The organism is Pseudomonas sp. HTZ2 (assembly GCF_033173945.1).
Classification (GTDB): Bacteria; Pseudomonadota; Gammaproteobacteria; order Pseudomonadales; family Pseudomonadaceae; genus Aquipseudomonas; species Aquipseudomonas guariconensis.
Genome location: NZ_CP137332.1, coordinates 4874175 through 4898105 on the forward strand (window position 1 = coordinate 4874175; position 23931 = coordinate 4898105).

26 protein-coding genes, 1 pseudogene and 1 riboswitch are annotated in these 23931 nt (G+C 63.8%); of the genes and pseudogenes, 17 read left to right on the forward strand and 10 right to left on the reverse strand.

The window, feature by feature from the left end; all coding sequences use genetic code 11:
* Nucleotides 1–84 precede the first annotated feature (84 nt).
* Entirely contained in the window at nucleotides 85–429 is a 345-nt protein-coding gene (locus tag R6G97_RS22710; RefSeq protein WP_090346920.1) for a hypothetical protein, read from the forward strand.
* A 96-nt stretch (nucleotides 430–525) separates the two neighbouring features.
* On the opposite strand, the gene trxA is transcribed toward R6G97_RS22710, so the two are convergent.
* Genes trxA through R6G97_RS22725 form a run of 3 tightly spaced genes read right to left on the reverse strand, consistent with a single transcriptional unit; the run spans nucleotide 526 to nucleotide 2545 of the window.
* Nucleotides 526–1398: a thioredoxin gene (trxA, locus tag R6G97_RS22715; protein ID WP_043210233.1), complete on the reverse strand. Its 873-nt coding sequence runs from the start codon at nucleotides 1396–1398 to the stop codon at nucleotides 526–528.
* 31 nt (nucleotides 1399–1429) lie between these two features.
* The gene (locus R6G97_RS22720; protein WP_070573927.1) at nucleotides 1430–2089 is read right to left on the reverse strand and encodes a class I SAM-dependent methyltransferase; all 660 of its coding nucleotides are present in this window, start codon (nucleotides 2087–2089) and stop codon (nucleotides 1430–1432) included.
* A complete protein-coding gene (locus R6G97_RS22725) occupies nucleotides 2090–2545 on the reverse strand; it encodes a lipoprotein (RefSeq protein WP_043210229.1) in 456 nt (151 codons plus the stop codon).
* A 106-nt stretch (nucleotides 2546–2651) separates the two neighbouring features.
* Between R6G97_RS22725 and nrdR the strand changes: the two genes are divergently transcribed.
* From nrdR to R6G97_RS22785, 12 genes are all read left to right on the forward strand, one after another.
* Complete coding sequence (nrdR, locus tag R6G97_RS22730) at nucleotides 2652–3116, forward strand: transcriptional regulator NrdR (protein ID WP_043210325.1); 465 nt, start codon at nucleotides 2652–2654, stop codon at nucleotides 3114–3116.
* A gap of 2 nt (nucleotides 3117–3118) precedes the next feature.
* Nucleotides 3119–4249: a bifunctional diaminohydroxyphosphoribosylaminopyrimidine deaminase/5-amino-6-(5-phosphoribosylamino)uracil reductase RibD gene (ribD, locus tag R6G97_RS22735; protein WP_317847548.1), complete on the forward strand. Its 1131-nt coding sequence runs from the start codon at nucleotides 3119–3121 to the stop codon at nucleotides 4247–4249.
* Nucleotides 4250–4292: 43 nt separating this feature from the next.
* Nucleotides 4293–4958 (forward strand): riboflavin synthase, encoded by a 666-nt coding sequence (locus R6G97_RS22740; RefSeq protein WP_043210224.1) that lies wholly within the window; start codon nucleotides 4293–4295, stop codon nucleotides 4956–4958.
* An 18-nt stretch (nucleotides 4959–4976) separates the two neighbouring features.
* Nucleotides 4977–6068, forward strand: a complete 1092-nt coding sequence (ribBA, locus tag R6G97_RS22745) for a bifunctional 3,4-dihydroxy-2-butanone-4-phosphate synthase/GTP cyclohydrolase II (RefSeq protein WP_043210223.1) — start codon at nucleotides 4977–4979, stop codon at nucleotides 6066–6068.
* Between the two features lie 91 nt (nucleotides 6069–6159).
* The gene (gene ribH / locus R6G97_RS22750; protein WP_043210219.1) at nucleotides 6160–6636 is read left to right on the forward strand and encodes a 6,7-dimethyl-8-ribityllumazine synthase; all 477 of its coding nucleotides are present in this window, start codon (nucleotides 6160–6162) and stop codon (nucleotides 6634–6636) included.
* Complete coding sequence (nusB, locus tag R6G97_RS22755) at nucleotides 6633–7133, forward strand: transcription antitermination factor NusB (protein ID WP_043210218.1); 501 nt, start codon at nucleotides 6633–6635, stop codon at nucleotides 7131–7133. Before ribH ends, nusB begins: the two co-directional genes overlap by 4 nt.
* Nucleotides 7134–7151: 18 nt before the next feature.
* Entirely contained in the window at nucleotides 7152–8114 is a 963-nt protein-coding gene (gene thiL, locus R6G97_RS22760; RefSeq protein ID WP_317847549.1) for a thiamine-phosphate kinase, read from the forward strand.
* Nucleotides 8111–8614 (forward strand): phosphatidylglycerophosphatase A family protein, encoded by a 504-nt coding sequence (locus R6G97_RS22765; protein ID WP_043210214.1) that lies wholly within the window; start codon nucleotides 8111–8113, stop codon nucleotides 8612–8614. Before thiL ends, R6G97_RS22765 begins: the two co-directional genes overlap by 4 nt.
* Nucleotides 8615–8629: 15 nt before the next feature.
* Entirely contained in the window at nucleotides 8630–9379 is a 750-nt protein-coding gene (locus R6G97_RS22770) for a substrate-binding periplasmic protein (RefSeq protein ID WP_070573937.1), read from the forward strand.
* Nucleotides 9380–9520: 141 nt separating this feature from the next.
* Nucleotides 9521–10135, forward strand: a complete 615-nt coding sequence (gene ribA / locus R6G97_RS22775) for a GTP cyclohydrolase II (RefSeq protein WP_043210209.1) — start codon at nucleotides 9521–9523, stop codon at nucleotides 10133–10135.
* On the forward strand, nucleotides 10132–10551 hold the full coding sequence (locus R6G97_RS22780; RefSeq protein ID WP_090346923.1) for an MFS transporter: 420 nt from the start codon (nucleotides 10132–10134) through the stop codon (nucleotides 10549–10551). The genes ribA and R6G97_RS22780 overlap by 4 nt, the downstream gene beginning before the upstream one ends.
* Nucleotides 10551–11363 carry a cobalamin-binding protein gene (locus R6G97_RS22785; RefSeq protein ID WP_043210206.1) on the forward strand — a complete coding sequence of 271 codons (813 nt, stop codon included), beginning with the start codon at nucleotides 10551–10553 and terminating at the stop codon, nucleotides 11361–11363. Before R6G97_RS22780 ends, R6G97_RS22785 begins: the two co-directional genes overlap by 1 nt.
* On the opposite strand, the gene R6G97_RS22790 is transcribed toward R6G97_RS22785, so the two are convergent.
* The 4 genes from R6G97_RS22790 to R6G97_RS22805 form a co-directional block, all read right to left on the reverse strand.
* Nucleotides 11341–13191: a TonB-dependent receptor plug domain-containing protein gene (locus R6G97_RS22790; RefSeq protein ID WP_317847550.1), complete on the reverse strand. Its 1851-nt coding sequence runs from the start codon at nucleotides 13189–13191 to the stop codon at nucleotides 11341–11343. The two genes, R6G97_RS22785 and R6G97_RS22790, sit on opposite strands and share 23 nt — an antisense overlap.
* Before the next feature lie 108 nt (nucleotides 13192–13299).
* Nucleotides 13300–15195 carry a 1-deoxy-D-xylulose-5-phosphate synthase gene (gene dxs / locus R6G97_RS22795; RefSeq protein ID WP_102082500.1) on the reverse strand — a complete coding sequence of 632 codons (1896 nt, stop codon included), beginning with the start codon at nucleotides 15193–15195 and terminating at the stop codon, nucleotides 13300–13302.
* Nucleotides 15196–15370: 175 nt separating this feature from the next.
* Nucleotides 15371–16258, reverse strand: coding sequence for a (2E,6E)-farnesyl diphosphate synthase (gene ispA, locus R6G97_RS22800; RefSeq protein WP_090346926.1), 888 nt, complete (start codon nucleotides 16256–16258; stop codon nucleotides 15371–15373).
* Nucleotides 16255–16497 carry an exodeoxyribonuclease VII small subunit gene (locus R6G97_RS22805; protein ID WP_011531978.1) on the reverse strand — a complete coding sequence of 81 codons (243 nt, stop codon included), beginning with the start codon at nucleotides 16495–16497 and terminating at the stop codon, nucleotides 16255–16257. Before R6G97_RS22805 ends, ispA begins: the two co-directional genes overlap by 4 nt.
* 243 nt (nucleotides 16498–16740) lie before the next feature.
* Here R6G97_RS22805 and R6G97_RS22810 point away from each other — a divergent pair, with 243 nt between their 5' ends.
* Genes R6G97_RS22810 through R6G97_RS22820 form a run of 3 tightly spaced genes read left to right on the forward strand, consistent with a single transcriptional unit; the run spans nucleotide 16741 to nucleotide 20408 of the window.
* Nucleotides 16741–18144, forward strand: a complete 1404-nt coding sequence (locus R6G97_RS22810; RefSeq protein ID WP_317847551.1) for an MBOAT family O-acyltransferase — start codon at nucleotides 16741–16743, stop codon at nucleotides 18142–18144.
* Nucleotides 18131–19210 (forward strand): SGNH/GDSL hydrolase family protein, encoded by a 1080-nt coding sequence (locus R6G97_RS22815; RefSeq protein ID WP_317847552.1) that lies wholly within the window; start codon nucleotides 18131–18133, stop codon nucleotides 19208–19210. The genes R6G97_RS22810 and R6G97_RS22815 overlap by 14 nt, the downstream gene beginning before the upstream one ends.
* A gap of 1 nt (nucleotide 19211) precedes the next feature.
* A complete protein-coding gene (locus tag R6G97_RS22820) occupies nucleotides 19212–20408 on the forward strand; it encodes an SGNH/GDSL hydrolase family protein (protein ID WP_317847553.1) in 1197 nt (398 codons plus the stop codon).
* Between the two features lie 132 nt (nucleotides 20409–20540).
* On the opposite strand, the gene ribB is transcribed toward R6G97_RS22820, so the two are convergent.
* The gene (gene ribB / locus R6G97_RS22825) at nucleotides 20541–21191 is read right to left on the reverse strand and encodes a 3,4-dihydroxy-2-butanone-4-phosphate synthase (RefSeq protein ID WP_317847554.1); all 651 of its coding nucleotides are present in this window, start codon (nucleotides 21189–21191) and stop codon (nucleotides 20541–20543) included.
* Between the two features lie 79 nt (nucleotides 21192–21270).
* A riboswitch (FMN riboswitch) is annotated at nucleotides 21271–21412 on the reverse strand.
* Nucleotides 21413–21507: 95 nt separating this feature from the next.
* Here ribB and R6G97_RS22830 point away from each other — a divergent pair.
* Nucleotides 21508–22713, forward strand: coding sequence for an RtcB family protein (locus R6G97_RS22830; protein ID WP_317847555.1), 1206 nt, complete (start codon nucleotides 21508–21510; stop codon nucleotides 22711–22713).
* Nucleotides 22714–23233: 520 nt separating this feature from the next.
* Here the strand turns inward: R6G97_RS22830 and R6G97_RS22835 are convergent.
* A pseudogene (locus R6G97_RS22835) lies at nucleotides 23234–23653 on the reverse strand (helix-turn-helix domain-containing protein); the annotation flags it as partial.
* Between the two features lie 16 nt (nucleotides 23654–23669).
* Complete coding sequence (locus tag R6G97_RS22840) at nucleotides 23670–23909, reverse strand: hypothetical protein (RefSeq protein ID WP_317847556.1); 240 nt, start codon at nucleotides 23907–23909, stop codon at nucleotides 23670–23672.
* Nucleotides 23910–23931 lie beyond the last annotated feature (22 nt).

Consider the following 23931-nt stretch of genomic DNA (forward strand, 5'->3'; position numbering starts at 1 on the left):
TTTTCGGCGCTGACCACCTGCCTGGCGCAGGTTTCATGTTCATGGGAGCATGAAGCCATCGACCCTGTAGGTAAGGAAGGTAGCGTGAGAATACGTGGACAAATCGGCGATTGGCCGGTGGACCTGACCATCGAGCTGGAGCCTGCGGAGTGGGCGCAGTTGGGACATCAACTGGAGGCGCCGGCCATTGCCGAAGCGGCGGCTACGAACGCAACCACCCCACCACAGCAGGACGATGGACAATGGTTGGCTGCCTGTGAGCTGCTGCGTCAGGCCGTGCAGATCAGCGGGCCGGAGTTGCTGGGGCGCCTGGAAGGACTCGCCGGCAGCACGGCAGCGGGCAAGCGGCTGTTGGTGCGTTTGCGCCACAGCAATGAGGTGAAGGTGGAAAGCGGCCCGGACGCGCCGGTGTATCACTGGGTAGGATGAGCGAGGGCCGCTGTGCGGCCCATCGCAGGCCATCCCGACAGCACATTGGGAGCTGGCGTAGCCTGCGCTTGGGCTGCAAAACAGCCGCAATGACGATCAGAACATCGCCGCCGACAGCTTACGCCGATAAACGCTCACCAGCGGATGATCATTGCCCAGCAGCTCGAACACCTGCAGCAACGCCTTCTGCGGCAGGCCATCTTCGTAGCCGCGGTTGCGCTGGAATAACTTGAGCAGGCCCTCGAGCGCTGGCTCGTACTGCTGGCGAGCCAATTGCTGGATGCACAGCTGGTAGGTTGCTTCGTCATCCTGCGGGTTCTGCGCCAGGCGGCTCTTGAGCTCGGCAACTTCCGGCAGGCTGGCGGCCTGGCGCAGGAAGGTCAGCTGGGCCTTGGCGCCGGCCAGGGCGGCCTTGTGCTCGTCGGTCTTGACCGCATCCAGCACCACCTGGGCTTCGCCCAGCTCGCCTCGCTCGGCCAGGCAACGGGCATAGAGGATCAGCCCCTCGACATTGCTGTTGTCTTCGCTCAGCAGCGCCTGGAGCAGCGCTTCGGCTTCGCTGAAGCGGCTTTCGGCGAACAGTGCCTTGGCCTGCTCCAGCGGCGAGGCGGTCGGTGCGGCGGGCATTTGCACGTGGGGTTCGAGCATCGCGCGGATGGCCGACTCAGGCTGGGCGCCGGCAAAACCGTCGACCGGCTGACCGTCCTTGAACAACACCACGGTCGGCAGGCTGCGGATACCGAACTGGGCGACGATCTGCTGCTCCACATCGCAATTGACCTTGGCCAGCAGCAACTCGCCCTGGTAACCCTCGGCGATCTTGGCCAGCAGCGGCATCAGCGCCTTGCACGGCGCGCACCATTCGGCCCAGAAATCCACCAGCACCGGCTTGTGAAAAGAATTCTCGATGACCAGTTGCTGGAAGGTGGCATCGCTGGCATCGAAAATGTACGGCGTGTCTTGGTTCATCGCGACTCTCGCAAATCCTTGAATGGCACCACTATAAAGGCTCGCGGCTGGCGTGGTACAGGCTGACCCGGCGGAATTCGTGTGGCTCGGCCAGGTCCGGCAGGGTCAGCGCCTCGAGCACGCCAAGCGCCTGATAGCGCGGATGATCGAAGTTGCGCACCCGGGAATCGGCCACCAAGGCCTGGCGACCGCGGCTGAGGAATTCATCGAGCAGTGGCAGGTTGGCGCGGTCGTAGAGCACGTCGGCGACGAGGATCAGGTCGAAGCGGTCTTGCTCTGCGAAGAAATCGCCGCTGTAGCCAAGTTTCACGCCGTTGAGCGCGGCATTGGCGCGACAGGCATCCAGTGCCAATGGGTCGAGGTCGCAGGCCACGACTTCCAGTGCGCCTGCACGTGCGGCGGCGATACCGGCGATACCTGAGCCTGCGCCGAAGTCCAGCACCCGCTTACCGCGTACCCAGTGCGGTTGCTCGGCCAGGTAGCGGGCCATGGCCAGGCCGCTGGCCCAGCAGAAGCTCCAGTACGGCGGTTCGTCGAGGATGCGCCGGGTTTCCTCGGGGCTGAAGGCGCGGTCCATGTTGTCGGCGTCGATCAGCCACAGCTTCAGTTCGCAGTCAGGTAGCTCGCTCTCGACCAGACGCGCCTCGCCGATCAGACCGCTCAGGGCCCGCTGCAGATGCAATGGGGGCATCTAGGGCGCCTTCTCGAAGCGCAGGGGACCAGTGACCTGGGTGGTGGCCTGGGCGATACGCAGAGGTGGCAGGTGCAAGATCAACTGCCCAGAGCGACTGGCCCGGCCGCGCAACTCCACGCGAGCGCCGGCAGGGAAGGCTTCGGGGCTGAAGCGCAGGCGATAGGGCAGGTCCTGTCCGGTACCGGTGAGGTTGCTGCTCGCCAGCAGGCGCTGCGGGCGGCCACGCTCATCGATGACCAGCAGCGCCAGTTCCACTTCGGCGCCGGCCGGCACTTGTAGCAAGGTGCCGCTCAGTTCGCGCTGATAGGCCGGCAGCGGGCCCAGCTCCTCGCCTTTTTTCTTCACGGCCTTGGCCGGGGGCGCGGTGACAGTTTGCTCGGGCTTGGGTTGGTCGCTGCCGCAGGCGGCGAGCAGGCCGGTGAGGCACAGCACGACGAGCGCTCGGTAATGCATGGGGGTAATCCTTCGCAGGCAGAATTCCATGGATGGTAACCCCTTTGGCTTGTCTTGCCAGTGGGATGCGCTACCATGGCCCTCCCTTTTTTTGTTGCCTGCCACCATGCACTGTCCCTTTTGCGGTGCCAACGACACCAAGGTCATCGACTCGCGCCTGGTCGCCGAGGGCGAACAGGTGCGCCGCCGCCGTGAATGCGTCGCCTGCGGCGAGCGCTTCACCACCTTCGAGACCGCCGAGCTGGTCTTGCCCCGGCTGATCAAGCAGGACGGCACCCGCCAGCCCTTCGATGAAGAAAAACTGCGCGCTGGCATGCAGCGAGCGCTGGAAAAACGTCCGGTCAGTGTCGAGCGCCTGGAAGCGGCGCTGGCGCACATCAAGCACAAGCTACGCGCCACCGGTGAGCGCGAGGTCAAGTCGCTGGTGGTGGGCGAACTGGTGATGGCCGAGCTGCGCAAGCTCGACGAAGTCGCCTACATCCGTTTCGCATCGGTCTACCGGCGCTTCCAGGATCTGGACGAGTTCCGCGAAGAAATCGACCGCCTGGCCCGAGAGCCCGCCAAAGAATGACCATGCCAAGCCAAACCGCCATCCTCGATGCCCACTACATGGCGCGAGCCCTGGAATTGGCCCGCAAGGGCCTGTACAGCACCCATCCCAATCCGCGTGTGGGGTGTGTGATCGTGCGGGACGGCGAGGTGGTCGGCGAAGGCTGGCACGTGCGAGCCGGCGAACCCCATGCCGAAGTCCATGCCCTGCGCCAGGCCGGCGAGCGCGCACGAGGTGCGTGTGCCTACGTGACGCTCGAGCCTTGCAGCCACCATGGCCGCACTCCCCCATGCGCCGAGGCGTTGGTGCAGGCTGGCGTGGCCCGGGTCGTGGCGGCGATGCAGGACCCCAACCCGCAGGTGGCAGGCAACGGCCTGCGTCGCTTGGCCGAGGTCGGCATCGAGGTCAGCAGCGGCGTGCTCGAGGCTGAGGCCCGGGCGCTCAATCCGGGCTTTCTCAAGCGCATGGAGCATGGACTGCCATTCGTACGGGCCAAGCTCGCCATGAGCCTGGACGGTCGCACTGCCATGGCCAGCGGCGAGAGCCAGTGGATCACCGGCCCTGCAGCGCGCGCCGCGGTACAGCGCCTTCGCGCCCGTTCCAGCGTGGTGCTGACCAGCGCCGAAAGCGTGCTGGCCGACAACGCCCGCATGACCGTGCGCGGCGCCGAACTGGGCCTGGACCCAGACACCACCGCCCTGGCCCTGGCACGTCCGCCATTGCGTGTCCTGATCGACGGACGCTTGCGTCTGCCGCTGGACGCTCCGTTCTTCCAGGCCGGCCCGGCCCTGGTGGTGACCGCCGTCGCCGCCGACCCTCGCTACGCCCAGGCTGGCCACGAACTGCTGAGCCTACCAGGCGAGCATGGCAGGGTCGATCTCCCAGCCTTGCTGCGCGCCCTGGCTGCCCGTGGTGTCAACGAAATCCTGCTGGAGGCCGGCGCTGGCCTGGTCGGCGCCTTCGCGAGCCTGGGTTTGGTGGATGAGTTCCAGTTGTTCGTCGCTGGCACCTTCCTGGGCAGCAGTGCTCGCCCGCTGCTGGACTGGCCGCTGGCAAAGATGAGCGAGGCCCCGCGTTTGAAAATCACCGAGGTGCGCGCAGTCGGCGATGACTGGCGGATCACGGCCATTCCCTTGCCGGCGTCCGGCGTATAATGCCTGGCTTGCCACGCGCAGCCCTGTTCCCGAGGAGGACACAATGTTCACCGGCATCATCGAATCCATCGGCACCATCCGCAGCCTGACGCCCAAAGGCGGTGACGTGCGCGTCTATGTAGAGACCGGCAAGCTTGACCTGGCCGACGTCAAGCTCGGCGACAGCATCGCCGTCAACGGCGTCTGCCTGACGGCCGTGGAACTGCCAGGTGACGGCTTCTGGGCCGATGTCAGCGTCGAAACGCTCAAGCGCACCGCCATGGTCGATCTCAAGAGTGGCAGCCGGGTCAACCTGGAAAAAGCCCTGACCCCCACCACCCGCCTGGGCGGTCATCTGGTCAGCGGCCACGTCGACGGCGTCGGCGAGATCATTTCGCGCAGCGATAACGCGCGCGCTATCCAGTTCCGCGTGCGTGCGCCCAAGGAGCTGGCCAAGTACATCGCCCACAAAGGGTCGATCACCGTCGACGGCACCAGCCTGACGGTCAATGAGGTCGATGGCGCTGAGTTCGAGCTGACCATCGTCCCGCACACCCTGTCCGAAACCATCATGGCCGACTACCGCGCAGGTCGTCGGGTCAACCTTGAGGTCGACCTGCTGGCCCGTTACCTGGAGCGTCTGCTGCTGGGCGACAAGGCTGCCGAGTCGAGCAAGGGCAGTGGCATCACCGAAAGCTTCCTGGCCGCCAACGGCTACCTGAAATCCTGATTGAGAAGGGGGTGCCGAGTGGCGCTCAACAGCATCGAAGAGCTGGTGGAAGACATCCGCCAGGGCAAAATGGTCATTCTCATGGACGACGAAGACCGTGAGAACGAAGGCGACATCATCATGGCCGCCGAGTGCTGCCAGGCCGAGCACATCAACTTCATGGCCAAGCACGCCCGTGGCCTGATCTGCATGCCGATGACCCGCGAGCGCTGCGAAACGCTCAAGCTGCCGCTGATGGCGCCACGCAACGGTTCGGGCTTCGGTACCAAGTTCACCGTATCGATCGAAGCGGCCGAAGGCGTCACCACCGGCATCTCCGCCGCCGACCGCGCGCGCACCGTGCAGGTGGCCGCCGCTCGCGATGCCAAGGCCGACGACATCGTCAGCCCAGGCCATATCTTCCCGCTGATGGCCCAGGCCGGCGGCACCCTGGCCCGCGCCGGGCACACCGAAGCGGCCTGCGACCTGGCGCGCATGGCTGGGTTCGAGCCCAGCGGTGTGATCTGCGAAGTGATGAACGACGACGGCACCATGGCCCGTCGCCCGGAACTCGAGGCCTTCGCCGCCGAGCACGGCCTGAAGATCGGCACCATCGCCGACCTGATCCACTACCGCATGATCCACGAGCGCACCGTGCAGCGCATCGCCGAGCAGCCGCTGGACAGCGAGCTGGGTCAGTTCAATCTGGTCACCTACCGCGACGCGGTGGAGGGCGATGTGCATATGGCCCTGACCCTGGGCACCATCTGCGCCGAGGAGCCGACCCTGGTGCGCGTGCACAACATGGACCCGCTGCGTGACCTGCTGATGGTCAAGCAACCGGGCCGCTGGAGCTTGCGTGCAGCGATGAGTGCCGTGGCCGAGGCCGGCAGTGGCGTGGTACTGCTGCTGGGCCACCCGCTGGATGGTGACGTGCTGCTGGCGCACATCCGTGAAAGCGCCGGTGACGCCCAGCCCAAGACCCCGACCACCTACAGCACCGTCGGTGCCGGCTCGCAGATCCTGCGTGACCTGGGGGTGCGCAAGATGCGCCTGATGAGCTCGCCGATGAAGTTCAACGCGATATCCGGATTCGATCTGGAAGTTGTAGAATACGTGCCCTCCGAGTGACACAGGCGTAACTGTCGTCCTGCCGCTCGTGTCCAAACCCTCCCGCAGGCCGCGTGTGCGCGGCCTCGCTCTTTAAGATGAGAACACCGGAATGACCCTGAAGACCATCGAAGGTACCTTCATCGCCCCCAAAGGTCGCTATGCTTTGGTGGTTGGCCGCTTCAACAGCTTCGTCGTCGAAAGCCTGGTGAGCGGTGCCGTTGATGCCCTGGTACGCCATGGCGTCAGCGAAAGCGACATCACCATCATTCGTGCCCCGGGCGCCTTCGAGATCCCGCTGGTTGCACAGAAAGTCGCCCAACAAGGCGAATACGACGCGATCGTCGCCCTGGGCGCGGTGATCCGCGGCGGTACCCCGCACTTCGAATACGTGGCGGGCGAGTGCACCAAGGGCCTGGCCCAGGTGTCCATGGAGTTCGGTGTTCCGGTGGCCTTCGGTGTTCTGACCGTCGACTCCATCGAGCAAGCCATCGAGCGTTCCGGCACCAAGGCCGGCAACAAAGGTGCCGAAGCTGCCCTGTCCGCCCTGGAAATGGTCAGCCTGCTGGCGCAGTTGGAGGCCAAGTGATTAGCGACGAAAGCGATCGTTTCAACCCGCGCGAGCCACGCGCGGCGGATGCCGGCAAGCCCTCGAAGAGCGCCAAGCGCCGCGAAGCCCGCAAGCTCGCGACCCAGGCGCTGTATCAGTGGCACATGGCCCAGCATTCGCTGAACGAAATTGAGGCTCAGTTCCGGGTCGACAACGATTTCTCCGATATCGATGGCGCCTATTTCCGCGAGATCCTGCACGGGGTTCCGGCAATCAAGGGCGAGATCGACAAGGCCCTGGCTCCGTGCCTGGACCTGCCGCTTGAGGAACTCGATCCGGTCGAGCTCGCGGTGCTGCGCCTGTCCACCTGGGAGTTCATCAAGCGCGTCGACGTGCCGTACCGCGTCGTGATCAACGAAGGCGTGGAACTGGCCAAGGTCTTCGGTGCCACCGATGGTCACAAGTTCGTCAACGGTGTGCTGGACAAGCTGGCTCCGACGCTGCGTGACGCGGAAGTCAAGGCGAACAAGCGCTGATCGCGGCGCTTTCCGACCATGGGTGAGTTCGAGCTGATCCGCCATTACTTCGCTGCCGCGTCCTGTGCGCAGGGCGGCGAAGGTGTGGTCCTCGGCATCGGTGACGACTGCGCCCTGCTGGAACTACCGGTCGGCGAGCAGTTGGCGGTGTCCACCGACACCCTGGTCGAAGGCGTGCATTTCCCTGCGGCCTGCGACCCACTGCTACTTGGCCAGCGTTCCCTGGCGGTAGCCGTCAGCGACTTGGCGGCCATGGGCGCCGACCCGATCGGTGTCACCCTGGCCCTGACATTGCCCGGGGTTGGCGCCGACTGGCTCAGGCAGTTTGCCGACGGCCTCAACCTCATGGCCCACCGATGCGGTGTCAGCCTGATCGGCGGCGACACCACCCGCGGCCCCTTGAGCATCACCGTCACCGTGTTCGGCAAAGTGCCCGCCGGGCAGGCCCTGCGCCGTTGCGGTGCCCGGCCGGGCGATTTGCTGTGTGTCGGCGGTCATCTGGGCAATGCCGCAGGTGCCTTGCCGCTGGTGCTGGGCCAGCGCCAGGCGCCCGTCGAGGTCGCCGAGCCGCTGCTCGCCCACTACTGGTCGCCGATGCCCCAGCTTGTCTTGGGCCGGCAGCTGCGCGGTCGGGCCACGGCAGCACTGGATATCTCCGATGGGCTGCTCGCCGACTGCGGCCACATTGCCAAGGCTTCGGGCGTTGCCTTGGAGGTGAACGCCGAGCAGGTGCCCGTCTCGCCGGCCCTGGAAGCCTTTCTGGGGCGCGAGGCGGCCCTGTACGCCGCGCTCACCGGCGGTGACGACTACGTACTGGCGTTCACCCTGCCTGAAGCACTTCTTTCATCCTTGCCTGAAACGGGCGTCATCCATGTCATCGGCCGCGTGCGCGAAGGGCAGGGTGTGAGCCTGCGCGACCGGCAGGGCCAGGACATCACCCCGACGCAACGGGGCTATCAACATTTTAGGGAGACACCGTGACCGACCACCCCAACCAGGTGCCTGCGGAGTTCGTTCCGCCTTCGGTCTGGCGCAACCCCTGGCATTTCATTGCCTTTGGCTTCGGTTCCGGCACTTTGCCCAAGGCGCCCGGCACCTGGGGCTCGCTGGTCGCCTTGCCGTTCATCCCGCTGTGGCAGATGCTGCCGGACTGGGGTTACTGGCTATTGCTGGGCATCACCATGCTGTTTGGCTTCTGGCTGTGCGGCAAAGTCGCCAATGACTTGCGGGTGCACGACCATGAGGGCATTGTCTGGGACGAGATGGTCGGGATGTGGATCACCCTGTGGCTGGTGCCAGAAGGCTGGCAATGGCTATTGGCGGGGTTCTTGATGTTCCGCTTCTTCGACATCCTCAAGCCGTGGCCGATCCGCTGGGTCGACCGTCACGTGCACGGCGGTGTCGGGATCATGCTCGACGACATCCTGGCTGGTGTGTTCGCCTGGCTGGGCATGCAGGTGTTGGTATGGGTGGTTGCCTGACTTAAGGAGTGGGTCATGGGCATAAGGACGGTGCTGCTGGCAATGGTGTTGCTGCTTGGCCCAGGGGCGAGCGCGGTCATGGCTGAAAGCCTGCCCAGGCAGATCCATCTGGTCAGCGAAGAGTGGCTCGACTACACCAACGCCGATGGCACCGGCGTGGCGTGGGATGTGCTGCGCAAGGTCTTCGAGCCCGCAGGCGTGAAGGTACTGACCCAGAGCGCGCCTTACAGCCGGGCGGTAGGGTTGGTCAAGCGCGGCGAAGCCGATGCCTGGGTGGGCTCCTACCACGAGGAAAACGACGACAACCTCTATCCCCGCTGGCATTTCGATGTGGATCACATCTATGCCCTGGGCCTGGTCAGCAAGCCTGTGCCGACGCCCGAGAGCATCGGCCAGTACCGGCTGGCCTGGGTACGCGGCTATGAGTTCCAGAACTACCTGCCTCATGTCAAAAGGTACCGCGAGGTCCAGCGCCGCGAAGGTATCCTGCCGATGCTCGAGCACGATCGTGTGGACTTCTACATCGATGCCTTGACCGAGGTCGACTATGTCTTGGACCGGGCACCTGATCCTGACCGCTGGCGTCGTACCCATGTTGCAGAGCTGCCGCTGTACCTTGCCTTCGCTCGCAACGACAAGGCCAAGGCGCTGAGCGAACTGTTCGACCGGCGCATGCAGGAACTGGTGCGCAGCGGAGAGCTCAAGCCTATTTTCGAGCGCTGGCAGCAGCCGTACCCTTTCACGCCAGAGAGCCAGCCGTACTGATATGGCGTGAGACGCTGTGAGAGCGCCGGCGTCTGAACATCGAACTTTTCGATCTTAAGCGGCGATATTCAGCCTGCGCATGCTCTGCAGCCTGCTGATACAATCGGGCCATTGAAAATTGCCTACTTTTAGGAGCACAACGTGCCCGTCGTCTTTGTCGCCGCCTCGAAACTCCCGACTCCCTTCGCGATCTTCACCATGCATGGTTTTCTCGATGAAGCCACGGGCCGCGAGCACGTGGTGCTCAGCCTGGGTGATATCGCCGATGGTCAGCCGGTGCTGGGGCGCCTGCATTCCGAATGCCTGACCGGCGATGCGTTGTTCAGTCAGCGCTGCGACTGCGGCTCGCAACTGGAGGCCGCCCTGCAGGCCATCGCCCGCGAAGGCCGTGGCGTGCTGCTGTACCTGCGCCAGGAAGGTCGCGGGATCGGCCTGTTGAACAAGATCCGCGCCTATGAACTCCAGGACGGTGGCGCCGATACCGTCGAAGCCAACGAACGCCTGGGCTTTGCTGCGGACCAGCGCGACTACGCGATGTGCCTGCCGATGCTCGAACACCTGGGCGTGCAGTCACTGCGTCTGATGACCAACAACCCGCGCAAGGTCAAGGCACTGACCGACATGGGCATCAAGGTCGCCGAGCGCGTCCCGCTGCACACTGGGCACAACCCGCACAACCGTCACTATCTGGCCACCAAGGCCGGCAAGCTCGGCCACATGATGGGCAACGAGCACCAGGGCGAGCCCCAGGCGTGACCCGCGGCCAGGTGAAGCGGCGCCTGGCGCTGGCCTGGTGGCAATACCTGGCGGTGGGCCTGGTGCCGTTGCCAGTGATGGCCTGGGCCTTTGGCGGCGGCGATGCCTTGATTCCCGTCTTGGCGATGCCCCTGTTCATTGCCGGTGCTGCGACCATGTTCCTCAGCCTGCCGCGCTTTGGCGCGTATAAGCGCGCCTTGATCGCGACGTCCAAGGCGCTGGGTTCGCCGGAGGAGCCGCAGGCCTGGATCGTACTGGCCCAGGTGCGGCGCATGGCCATGCTGTTCGCCTGCTTCCCGGCCTGGGTAGCGGCGCTGTCGGTGCTGGTGGGCCTGGAGACAGTGCCTCAGGTGCTGCTGGCGCTTTCCACGGTGGTACTGCTCTACCTCTACCGCATCCCTCGCCAGCTGGGCTGATGCGCGTACTTCTCTGCCTGTTGGCCCTGCTGGCCTTCGGCGCCCTGGCCGAAGACAGGCCAAGGGTCATCAGCCTGGCGCCCTCAATGAGCGAAATCATGCTCGAACTGCACGCCGAGGACTTGCTGGTGGGTGTGCTTGATGGCGGTGAGCGGCCTGCGGCGTTGTCTGGCCTGCCATCGGTGGGACGCCATGGGCAATTGGACATGGAGCGCCTGCTCAGCCTCAAGCCTGATCTGTTGCTGCTGTGGCCCGACAGCGTGGCCCCGGCCCAGCGCGATCAACTCAGGCACCTTGGGATCGCGACGTTCGTCGGTGAACCCAAGGATATCGACCAACTCATCGGGCAGATCGAAACCATCGGACAGCGGGTCGGGCGAGCGGAGCAAGGCCGGCAATACGCACAGGCCCTGCGTGAGCGGCTGCGCAGCTTGCGCGAGCAGTACCATCGTGAACGACCGCTGCGAGTGTTCTACCAGGTTTGGGACAAACCGCTGTACACCCTCGGCGGGCGGCAGATCGTCAGCGACGCTTTGACGGTTTGCGGTGCCAGCAACCTGTTCGCCGACCTTCCCCAGCCTGCACCACAGGTGAGCGTGGAGGCCGTACTGTTGCGCGATCCTGACGTGATCCTGGCCGGTGATCCGGCGCAACTGGCGAGCTGGAAGGCCTGGCGTACGCTCAGTGCGGTGAAGGCCGACCGCCTGCTGGTGGTGCCCGACAAAGGCCTGGAGCGCCCCAGCGGTCAGATGATCGACGCCACGGCACGTTTGTGCGCGTTGCTGGAGGCTAAAGCACCGGTGTCCAGGTGACGCTCAGCAGCCAGGTGCGGCCTTCTTCGCGATACCCGTAGTTGGCGCCCTCATAGTTGTAATGGGTGCGGCTGTATTGCTTGTCCAATAGGTTGTCCAGCTTCAGGTCGAACTTCACCTCATTGGTAGCTGCCCAGCTGCCGCGCAGTCCCAGTAGACCGTATCCGCCAACAGTGTCGGTGTTCGCTTCATCGTTGTAGCTGCTGCTGACCGCCTGCCAACTGGCGCCTAGCGCGAAACGTTCGAACTGCCGATCGAGGTCCAGGCTCACAGTACGCCGGGCACGGCGGGAGAGGGTGTGGCCGCTGTCGCGGTCGCGTGGATCGATCAGCGAGAGGCCCAGTTGGGAGGTCCAGCCGTCCCAGTCCTGGCTCAGAGCCATCTCGAAACCATTGACCCGCGCGGAATCGACATTCTCCGGGCGTACGCTGTAGTTGATAGCGTCCTGCAGGTCGGTGCGATACAGCGAGGCTTCCAGCTTACTGCGCTCGCTCAGCTGGCTGCGCCATTGCAGCTCGTAACTCTTGGAACGTTCAGGCTTGAGATCCGGATTGTTGTAGCCCGGGAAGTACAGGTCGTTGAAAGTCGGTGCCCGAAAACCTTCGCTGTACGAGAGCAGCACATCGTTATTCACGTTGAGCGGTACTGTCAGGCTACCGCTCCAGCTGGTCTGGCCGCCGAACTGCTGGTTGCGGTCATGACGTACGCCAAGCTCGGTGGAAAAGTATTCGCCACGGAATCGGTGCTGGGCGAAGGCGGCGCGGTTCCAGCGGCTGTCTTCGGTGAAATCGGCACTGGCATGGACACGATCTTCGTACCAGTCGCCTCCCAGCAGCAGGCTGTTGCGGTCATCCAGTGTCAGGTCGTTCTGCCAGGTGGCTTGGTCGCGGTAGGTATTGAATGGATAGCGGGTCCCGGCGAGTTTGTCGCGGCTTTCGTCGCGATTCTCGCTATGGGCCAACTCCAGCCGACTATTCCATCCCTCGCTGACCTGAGCGTCCAGATAGCTGCCGATGCTGCTGACGGAAAAGTCCGAATAGGGCTCTTGTGCGCTGAAACCACGAGGCTCGTCGTACTCGCGGCGTCCACGGCTATCGAGCACATTCAGCCCTGTCTCGAAACGTTCGCTGAAGGTGTGGCTTAGACTCAGGTTGAATGACTTGTTGCGGTAGGCGTCATGATCCGCGTCGCTGGCAAAGGATGGCCCGGTCGAATCGATGCCTGCCGTCTCATCCAGGCTGGCGCCGAGGTTGAAGCGGGTCGCCTCGCTGCCGCCGGAGAGCCCGAGGCTGCGCTGGAAGCTCTGGTTGCTGCCCGCCGCCAGGCGCAGGCGTGGTTGCAGGCCAGGACCTGTGCCGCGACGGGTGAAAATCTGGATGACCCCGCCAATGGCATCGCTGCCATAGATCGCCGAGCGTGACCCGCGCAGCACTTCGACCCGCTCGATCTGGTCGACGTCCAGGTATTGCAGGGCGCTGTCCCCGGATGTGGCATTGGCGATGCGCACGCCATCGACCAGCACTAGGGTCTGGGCCGCCTTGGTGCCGCGGATGAAGATCCCTGGCAGGCTGCCGCGTCCACCGGTGGGCGCTACCTGAACGCCAGGCACACGGGTCAGCAGGTCGGTGACATTGGAGGGTTGCAGGCGATCAATGTCGTGACGGGTGAACACGGTATTCGCGGCGCTGGTGGCGCTGCGCGACTCGACCTGGCGACTGGCGCTGATCAGCACGTCGGGGAGTTTGAGGGCATCGTCGCGATCCGGTTCGGCGGCCAGCAAGGCGGTGGGCAGGCAGAAAACTGCAGTGGCGAGGGACGAAATCTTCATCGGTAGTTCCATAACATTCGCGGGCAAGCCCCGCTTCCCCAGGGCTTGAGAGCAACCCTGTGGAAGCGGGGCTTGCCCGCGAATGCGTCAATCAGACAGCGTAAAGGCTTACAGGCCGAGCTTGGCCATCCGGGCCTTCACCGAGGCTTCGATACCGGCGGCATCGAGCCCGCACTCGGCCAGCATCTGCGCAGGCTTGGCGTGTTCGACGTAAATGTCCGGCAGGCCCAGGTGCAGCATCGGCTTGAGCACGGCTTCCTGGGTCAGGAACTCACTGACCGCAGCCCCCGCACCGCCCATGATGGCGTTCTCTTCGATGGTCACCAGCAGATCATGGTGGGCGGCCAGTTCCAGCACCAAGGCCTCATCCAAGGGTTTGACGAAGCGCATGTCGACCACGGTGGCGTTGAGGCCGTCGGCGACCTTCATGGCCTCGGCGAGTTGCACACCGAACACCAGCATGGCGACTTTCTCGCCTTTGCGGCGAACCACGCCCTTGCCGATTGGAAGCGGCTCCAGGTCGCCACTGATCGGTGCGTTGGGGCCGGTACCACGAGGGTAGCGCACTGCCGCCGGGCCGTTGTACAGGTGGCCGGTGCTGAGCATCTTGCGCAGTTCGTTCTCGTCGCTTGGGGTCATCACCAGCATGCCCGGGATGCAACGCAGGTACGAGAGGTCGAAGCTGCCCGCGTGCGTCGGGCCGTCTTCGCCGACCAGGCCTGCGCGGTCGATGGCGAACAGCACGTCGAGGTTCTGTACCGCCACATCGTGGATCAACTGGTCATAGGCACGCTGCAGGAAGGTGGAGTAGATCGCCACCACCGGCTTGGCACCTTCGCAGGCCATGCCTGCGGCCAGGGTGACCGCGTGCTGCTCGGCAATCGCCACGTCGAAGTAGCGCTCCGGGTAGCGTTCGCTGAAGGCCACCAGGTCCGAGCCTTCCTTCATTGCGGGGGTGATGCCCACTAGGCGATTGTCGGCCGCGGCCATGTCGCACAGCCATTGGCCGAACACCGCCGAGTACTTCGGCCCGCTGACCTTCTTCGGTGCGACCGGTTTGTCGGCAGGTTCGAGCTTGGTGATGGCGTGGTAGCCGATCGGGTCCACTTCGGCCGGGGCGAAGCCTTTGCCTTTTTTGGTGATCACGTGCAGGAACTGCGGGCCCTTGAGGTCACGCATGTTGCGCAGAGTGGCAATCAGGGTCGGCAGGTCGTGGCCGTCGATAGGGCCGATGTAGTTCCAGCCCAGTTCCTCGAACAAGGTGCCGGGCACCAGCATGCCTTTGGCGTATTCCTCGGTGCGGCGGGCGATTTCCCAGGCGCCGGGCAGGCGCGACAGGACCTTCTTGCTGCCCTCGCGCATGCTCGCGTAGGTGCGGCTGGACAGGATCTTGGCCAGGTAGTTGGACAGGCCGCCCACGTTGCGCGAGATCGACATGTCGTTGTCGTTGAGGATCACCAGCATGTCGGCGTCGACTTCCTGGGCGTGGTTCAACGCCTCGAAGGCCATGCCGGCGGTCAGCGCGCCGTCACCGATCACCGCGATCGACTTGCGTGGGTCGTTCTGCAGGCGGGCGGCAATGGCCATGCCCAATGCGGCACTGATCGACGTGCTGGAGTGGCCGACACCAAAGGTGTCGTACTCGCTCTCGCTGCGCCGCGGGAAGGCGGCGATACCGTCCTTCTGGCGCAGGCTGAGCATACGTTGGCGGCGGCCGGTGAGGATCTTGTGCGGGTAGGCCTGATGGCCCACGTCCCAGACCAGACGGTCGTCCGGCGTGTCGAAGACGTAGTGCAGGGCGATCGTCAGCTCGATGACGCCCAGGCCGGCGCCGAAATGCCCACCGGTCTGACCAACGGTATAGAGCAGCTCCTGGCGCAGCTCGTCGGCCAGGGTCTCCAGGTCGGCTTCAGCCAACCGGCGCAGGCCGGCAGGCGTGTCGGCGCGGTCCAGCAGCGGCGTGACCGGGCGTTCGCGGGGGATCTCTTGAAACGTCGTGGGCATCAGGCGAGTCGTTATAGATGTGAAGACGCGGCAGTTTACCCCATTGTAGGAATTACTGCCCATTCAGACGCAGGTTGCATGCCCCCTGTGCGGGCCGGCTCACCCGCGAATGCGCAGGTCAATTGAGCATCGCATTTGCGGGCTAGCCGGCTCTCACAGTCGAGGTGTCAGGGTTTCAGTGGCGACGTTCGACGATGTAGCGGGCCAATGCGCGAAGGGGGGCTGCGCTGTCACCGAAGCCTTCGAGTGCTGCCAGCGCCTGGTCGCGCAGCTCGAGCGCGTAGGCTTTGGCCGCTTCCAGGCCGAGCAGGGCCGGGTAGGTCGGTTTGTCGCGGGCGATATCGGCCCCCTGGCGTTTACCGAGGGTGGCGGTGTCGCTCTCCACGTCGAGAATGTCGTCCTGCACCTGGAAGGCCAGGCCAATGGCCTGTGCATAACGTTGCAAGGCCTCGAGCTGCGCTTGGCTGGCGCGGGCGCTGGCCAGGGCGCCAAGGCGCACGCTGGCTTCGATCAGGGCGCCAGTCTTGTGCCGGTGCATGTATTCAAGGGCGCGCTGGTCGAGCTTGAGGCCCACCGAGCCCAGGTCGATGGCCTGGCCGCCGACCATGCCCGCTGGCCCAGCAGCCTTGGCCAGAGCCTGGACCATGGCCAAGCGAGTGGCGTCGTCCTGAGGGCTCAGGCGCGCATCGAGCAGGGCGCTGAAGGCCAAGCTCTGCAGGCCGTCGCCGGCCAGAATGGCGCAGGCCTCGTCAAAGGCTTTGTGAGTGGTGGGCTGGCCACGACGCAGGTCGTCGTCATCCATGGCCGGCAGGTCATCATGCACCAGTGAATAAGCGTGGATCAGCTCCACAGCGCAGGCGGCGCCATTGGCCTGCTCGGCCGGGGCACCGAAGGCCTCGCAGGCAGCGTAGGCCAGCAGTGGGCGTACGCGCTTGCCGCCGTTCATCACGCTGTAGCGCATGGCGGCGTAGAGGCGTTCGAGCTCCTTGGAAGGCGCCTGGAACAGCGGTTCGAGCGCAGCATCGACACGTGCCTGGCAGTTGGCCTGGTAGGCGCTGATCATGCTTCGGGCTCCGCATCGAAAGGCTGGGCCGCCAGTTCGCCATCGCGTTCGAGCAGGATCTGCACCTTCTGTTCGGCCTGTGCCAGGGCGCCCTGGCAGTCACGGGTCAAGGCAATGCCTTGTTCGAAGGCGGCCAGCGACTCTTCCAGCGACAACTCGCCGTTCTCCAGGCGCTCAACCAAGGCTTGCAGGTCGGCGAGGGATTGCTCGAAATCGATGGAGGCTTTTTTGCGGGCCATGGCGACTGTCTCGGTGGCATTCAGAACGGCGCGACACTAGCAGAGCGGGGCAGGGGGAGCAAACCGGGGAGGGTAATCATTCGTCGCATTTTGTTGCATTTGTGTCGGAGGCGGCAGCTTGCAAATTGCAAAGCGCTCAGATTGTGAGCGTTTTGGCCCTCTGCCATAATCCCGCGCGCTCTGCGCCGCGGCCTACAAACCGTCGGCATCTCTCCTACTCGATGTCACGTAACGGATTACGTTGTGAGCTTCCTTTCGATCGAATTCGGCCTCTGCTTCACGCTGTTCTTCATTGTCTATTGGAGCCTGTGCTGGAGCATACGTCTGCAGAACGTGCTGCTGCTGGCGGCCAGCTATGGGCTGGTGGCGAGTTTCAGCCTGCAGTCGCTCTACATACTGCTGGGTTACAGCGTGCTGGTGTACCTGCTCGGGTTGCTGGCGGCGCGTTACCCGGGGCGCTGGTTCAGCCGGGCTTTGTTGCTGGGGTTGGTGCTGGGCTGCTTCTACCTATTCAAGTACCAAGCGTTCTTCGTCGAAGGCGTGCAGGCCGCCCTTGCCCAGTCGGGATGGCGCGTGTCCTTGCCGGTGCTGGAAGTGCTGGTGCCGATTGGCATGTCGTTCTACATCTTCCATTCGGTGAGTTACTTGGTGTCGATCAACCGGTGCGAGCTGGCGCCAGCCGCGCCACTGAATCTTGCGTTGTACCTGGCATTCTTCCCAAGCCTTGTGGCTGGCCCGGTCAACCGTGCCCTGGACATGCTGCCCCAGATCCGTCCAACTGCGATCCGCCAAGTGCTGGAGCCACAGCGGGCCTTGGGGCTGATTGCCCTGGCAGTGGTCAAAGTGTTTTTACTCGGTGGTTGGCTGGCCAGCGAATGGGTGGATCCGGTGTTCGACACGCCTGGCAGCTTCACGCCCGAGCAGGTGTTGCTGAGTGTGTATGGCTACAGCTTCCTGATCTATTTCAACTTCAGCGGTTACACCAACCTGGTGACCGGCATCGCCCTGCTGCTGGGTTTTCGCCTGCCGGAGAACTTCAACGCGCCCTATGCGGCGCACAACCTCAAGGCATTCTGGGGGCGTTGGCATATCAGCTTGTCGCGCTTCATCCGTGACTATGTCTACATCCCCTTGGGCGGCAATCGCCAGGGCGTGTGGCGCGGCAACCTGAACATGTTGCTGGCCATGTTGGTGTCCGGCCTTTGGCATGGTGCGAGCCTGAACTTCATTCTCTGGGGCGCGCTTCATGGTTTGGGGCTGGCGGTCTACAAGCTGTTCGATCAACTGCTGCCTGGGGCCAAGGCACTGCCGGGGGCAGGGCTGGCTGCGCGATTGCTGACCTTCCACTATGTGGCATTCGCCTGGGTGTTCTTCCGCAGTACGACACTCGAGGGCGCCTGGGAAATGCTCGGCAATGTCGCCCAGGTGAGCATCGCCGGATTGTCGTCCTCCACGGGTTTGGCGGTGCTTGGCTGCGTGTTGTGCGTGGCGACTTATCCACAGTGGCTGGCGATCTTGCGCCAGGGCTTTGCCGCCAGCCAGCGCCTGCCGTGGCCGTTGTATCCGGTGCCGCTGGCGGTATTCGTGTCGTTGGTGATCTTTGCATCGCAATCGGGCGTGCCGGGGTTCATCTATGCCAGTTTCTGATATCCGACAGTTGTTCCAGGCGCAGTTGGGCGCTGCCCGGGTGCTTTACGCGTTGGTCATCGCTACGCTGCTGCTGTGCTGGCTGAACCAGGACTCGATCAAGCTGTATTGCCAGCAGAAATACCACCAAGGTTGTGAGCTGCCGGTCATCGGCCAATCGCCTGCCTGGCGCTTTGGCGCAAGCCTTACCTTGGCACTGGAAGACGCACGCGACAGCTTTGTCGACAGCCTGCGGCGCAATACGCAGGTGGCCGCGACCCCGGCGCCTGTCGTCCTGCCGCCGACCATGCCGGTGGTGACCGTGGATCTGCAATCGGTCGCTCCGCCTGCCAAGCCTCGGCCAGCGCCCACGGTACAAGTGCCGCCGGCCAAGGCCATGCTGCCGATCGTAGCGCCCTCCGGCACGCTGGCGAGCCTAGCCACCGGCGATGAAGTCTTTCTGGTGGGGGACTCGCTGATGCAGGGCGTGGCGCCGCACCTGGCCAACAGCCTGCGCAAGCGCTACCAGATCAAGACGGTCAACCTTAGCAAGCAAAGCACCGGCCTCGCCTACCCGGGGTTTTTCAACTGGCCCAAGACCGTGACCGACACCCTGGCTGCCAATCCGAACATTCGCCTGATGATCGTGTTCATGGGGCCGAACGATCCCTGGGACATGCCCCAGGGCAAGGGCAAGCCGTTCCTGCGTTTCAAGTCGCCTGAGTGGGAGGCGATCTACCGCTCGCGGATCGACGCGATCCTCGAGCAGGCCCGCCAGCGCAAGGTCCAAGTGATCTGGGTTGGCCCGCCGAATATGGAACAGCCTCGGCTGTCCACGGCGATGGCTTACCTCAGTGGTCTGTATCAAGAGCGTACGGCGTTGTTCGGCCAGCACTATGTCTCGGCCAACCCGTTCCTTGGCTACCCTGACGAGCAGTTCACCTATGCAGTGCAGACACCAGAGGGGCAGCGGGTCAAGGTGCGGGGCGACGACGGCATTCATTTCACCATCACCGGTCAGAAGATGATCGCAGCACAGGTGCTGTCGCTGATCGCCTTCCCGGGTTTGACTGTTACAGGACATTGAAATGCGCCAATGGCATCACCTGCTGGGCCTGACCCTGCTGATCTGCGCCCTGCCAGGCTGCAGCACCGGTGCGGGGGCTGCCGCGCAGGCACAGCCTGCGGCCAGGACGATTCCCGCACAGCCGGCGCGTCAGGATGGCAACATCGCGCTGCTGGCGAACAAACTGCGCGGCGCCAATCGAGCGGGCGTCTCCATCGTCCAGTTCGGTGACTCGCATACCGCCGCCGACCTGTTCAGCGGCGAGCTGCGTCGGTTGTTGCAGCAGCGCTATGGCGATGGGGGTATCGGCTTGATACCGGCATCGTCCGTGCCGGGAATCCGCAACGACCGGGTGATCGTCGCCAGTGCGCGGCAACAGTGGGAGTTGGTGTCGGCGCGCAATCAGCAGAGCAGCCAGTTTCCCCTGGGTGGATACTTGTCGCGGCCGGTGCTGGCAAACGCCAGCGTGACGCTTCAGGCCCGCGACCCCGATACGCAGCGCTACCGAATCTCGGCGTTGTACCAGGCAGCAGGCAACAGCACGCTGGTGGCCAATGGCAACCAGCGGCGCATGCTTTCGGCCAGCAATGGGCAGTGGCGCTTCAGTCCGGCGTTCACCAATCTGAGCTTGCCGGTGCGGCTCGGCGTGGAAGACAGTCAAGGTGTGATACTGGGTGGCTGGTACATCCAGGGCCAGAAGAACGCCGGCGTGACCTATTCGTCCCTGGGCATCAACGGTGCTCGGCTGGAGGTGGTGAACAAGTGGCAACCCGGTTGGCAGGAGAGCCTCAAGACCCTGCGACCGGACTTGGTGATGCTCGCCTACGGCACCAACGAAGCCTTCGATGACACTCTCGACCTGAGTCTCTACCAATCGCAGTTGGACGCGGCCCTCAGCGGACTGCGTCAGGCGCTGCCGCGTGCGGCGATCCTGTTGATAGGCCCGCCCGACTCGATCAAGCATCGCAAGGCTCGCACCTGTACGGCCCGCCAGCCGCAGCCGTTGGCGTCGGTGATTCGCATCCAGCGCCAGGCCGCGCAGAAGCACAAGGCGCTGTTCTGGGACTGGCAGGCATACATGGGTGGGCCGTGCTCGATCGCGGCCTGGCAAGCGAGTGGGCTGGCGCGTCCGGATCTGGTGCACCTGACCGCCGAGGGGTATCGAAAAAGCGCGGCGGGGCTGTATCAATTCTTGAAAGGGCCGCTGCAGCTGCGCTGACAGCGGCAGCATTGTGAGCGCCGAAGACGGCCCGCTCCCGCAAAAACCACGATGCTCTCGAGAGCGCCTAGGATCTAGTGGGAGCGGGTTCACTGCGCAGAAGTCGCCGCGCAGCAAGCATGTTGCGCTGACTCAGGCCGGCACGGCTTCGCGCTCGGCCATCGCCTCGCGATAGCGCGCCAACTCCTCGATGGTCAGCACCGGCAGGTTGTACTGGCGGGCATAGACCGCCACCTGCTCGCCCCGGGCCATGCTGCCGTCGGGGTTCATCAGTTCGCACAGCACCGCCGCCGGGCGCAGGCCGGCCAGGCGTGCCAGGTCCACCGAGCCTTCAGTGTGGCCACGACGTGTCAGGACGCCGCCATTGCGCGCACGCAGCGGGAACACATGCCCGGGGCTGACGATGTGGCGCTGCTCGGCAGTGGAGCGCAGCGCGGCTTCGATGGTGGTGATGCGGTCCTGGGCGGACACGCCGGTGCTGACGCCCTCAGCCGCTTCGATGCTGACGGTGAAGCCGGTGCCATGGCGCGCCTGGTTGTTCTGCACCATCGGCGCCAATTGCAGGGCGTCGACCGTGGCTTCGTCCAGGCACAGGCAGACGATGCCGCTGCAGTCGCGGATCATCATGGCCATGGTCTGCAGCGAGATGTTCTCGGCGGCGGCGATGATGTCCGCTTCGTCCTCGCGGTCGTCATCGTCGAGCAGCAGCACAGGACGCCCGGCCTGGAAGGCGGCGATGGCAGCGGTGACATTGGGGAATTGGGGATGATGCGTGGTGGACATGAAACGCTCCTCGTAAATGATCGATGAACGTCTCGGGGCGAACAAAATGCGCGCGCAGGAGCACCGGATGGCCCCCGCCTGACGCCTTCTTTCATCCGGACTATGACCGTCGGCCCTGGAATCTCACCAGGTCTGCTGACCCCCGGCATGGCCGGGGCGCTCGCGGGCTTATCTTTCGATTTACCGCCGGTGGGGACTTTCACCCCGCCCTGAAGACCGGGCAAGCATACCCCACTGTGCCACCCCGCTGGCAAGCCGGCGGTGTACGACCTTCGGCGGTATCATGGCCACCAAGGCTTTTGTGAGGCAGTACATCATGGACATTCTCGACGTCGCCGGCGGCAAGCCGGTCAAGCTGTGGACCGAAGGCGTGCCGGTGGAGGACGACGCCCGCAAACAACTGATGAATACCGCGCGCATGCCGTTCATCTTCAAGCACCTTGCGGTGATGCCGGACGTGCACTTGGGCAAGGGCTCGACCATCGGTAGCGTCATCCCTACCGTCGGGGCGATCATCCCGGCTGCGGTGGGGGTGGACATCGGTTGCGGCATGATCGCCGCGCGCACCTCGCTGCACGCCCGTGACTTGCCGGATAACCTGCACGGCCTGCGCAGCGCCATCGAAAAAGCCGTGCCCCATGGCAAGACCTTCGGGCGGCGTGACCAGGGCGCCTGGGACGCGGTGCCTAACCATGCCGACCAGGCTTGGCGCGGGCTGGCCGCGCGTTTCAAGGCGATCACAGACAAGTACCCGCGCTTGGAGAAAACCAACAATCGCCATCACCTGGGCACCCTGGGTGGCGGCAACCATTTCATCGAGGTTTGCCTGGATGAGGCCGACCGCGTGTGGTTCATGCTGCACAGTGGCTCGCGCGGTGTCGGCAACGCCATCGGCAACCTGTTCATCGAACTGGCCCAGGCCGACATGCGCCAGCACTTGGCGAACCTGCCCGACAAGGACCTTGCCTACTTCGAAGAAGGCAGCCGGCATTTTGCAGACTACGTGGAGGCGGTGGAGTGGGCCCAGGACTTCGCACGGCACAACCGCGAGCTGATGATGCAGGCGGTGATTGCCACCACGCGCAAGGTCTTGGGCAAGCCTTTCGAAGCGAATCTCGAGGCGGTCAATTGCCACCACAACTACGTGCAGCGTGAGCAGCACTTCGGCCGTGAGGTATTGGTCACCCGCAAAGGCGCGGTGTCAGCGCAAAAAGGCCAGTTGGGTATCATTCCCGGATCCATGGGCGCCAAGAGCTTCATCGTGCGTGGGCTGGGCAATGAAGAGTCGTTCTGCTCCTGCAGCCATGGCGCAGGTCGGGTGATGAGCCGCACCAAGGCCATGAGCCAATTCACTGTCGAGGACCAGCGGCGGGCCACGGCACACGTGGAGTGCCGCAAGGACAAGGACGTGATCGATGAGATCCCGATGGCCTACAAGGACATCGATGCGGTGATGCACGCCCAGCGAGAGCTTGTGGAAGTGCTTCACACCTTGCGTCAGGTGGTGTGTGTCAAAGGCTAAGCCTTGTAGGTGCGGGTTCGGATGATGATTGCGCCGAGCCCTTGATTGGGTGCGGAGAATCCTCCACCGGCGAAAAAAGTAGGATCTCGAGCACCCCTCGTTCTCTTTTCGGAGAGAAGCTTTTAGGACCCTTCCCAAACCACTGAACACCTACCTACGGCCCGATTACCTGTTGGTTTAATCCCGCCCCTACTGGATATCGGATGATCAGAAGGGGCACAGGGATGTCGCATGTTTTTTCGGCCTGGGTGCTCGTTGCCGTTGGCTGCACGAGCTTGATCATTGCCGCAGCGCCCATGTCACGCAGGGGATAGGAGCATTTGCGGACAATTAAAAAGCCGGCTTGTGGCCGGCGATTTTTGCAAATAACTACATGATTTTATGAGTATTTATGGTGTGCTTTTGTTTTGTCCCCACATTTGTCCCCCCATGTCGATGCAGCGTGCCTTCGGTCGAAGGTGACATTGTATACAGTTGATTTAACAGGCCTTGAGTTAGGGAGCCCTTCCAGAGTTTCGTTGGTGCGGCTGAGGTGCGGCTTGATGTCGTTGGCAGCCCAGATCCGCTGAACGCTGGCAGGAGAAATGCCAGCGACACGCGCCATGCTACGGCAGCTTCAGCGTAGCTGACCGATGCGCGGTTGAGTGACCTGCTAAAGTGTTCGCTTCAAGGGTTCGGCAGGCAATCAAGGCTTGCGGCCTCGTCCCGGTAAATCCAGCAACCCCTGAAGACGCAGTGCTAGAAACCGCTTGCACCAGCGCGTGACGGACACCACGGAGAGGCCCGTCAGCTCAGCGATTTCATTACGTGTCTGACCTTGAGCGGCCAGCAAAATTACACGCGCTCAACAGCCATCGCGTTGGCTGATGGTGGCAGACCGAACTTGTCGGCTCAGCTCAACTTGTTGATTGTCACTGAGCTCGATGTCTTGAGAATTCATCGCTCCACTCCGTGTCCTATCTGACCAAGGAAGCGTAGCTCAAACGGAACACTTCTTTTTGAGACAGTGAATCGCCCCTGGTTTCGTAGACACCTCCAAGCCTCATAATGAGGCCCAAATAGGAGGTGCCATGAGTCGTCAGCGTTACCCCGAAGAATTCAAGATCGAAGCGGTCAAGCAAGTGACCGAGAAATTTCTCGGTCACTTGCTTGACCGCTTCGATCTTGAATTCTTCGGGGTAACGCTGACGACTCATGGCACCTCCTATTTGGGCCTCA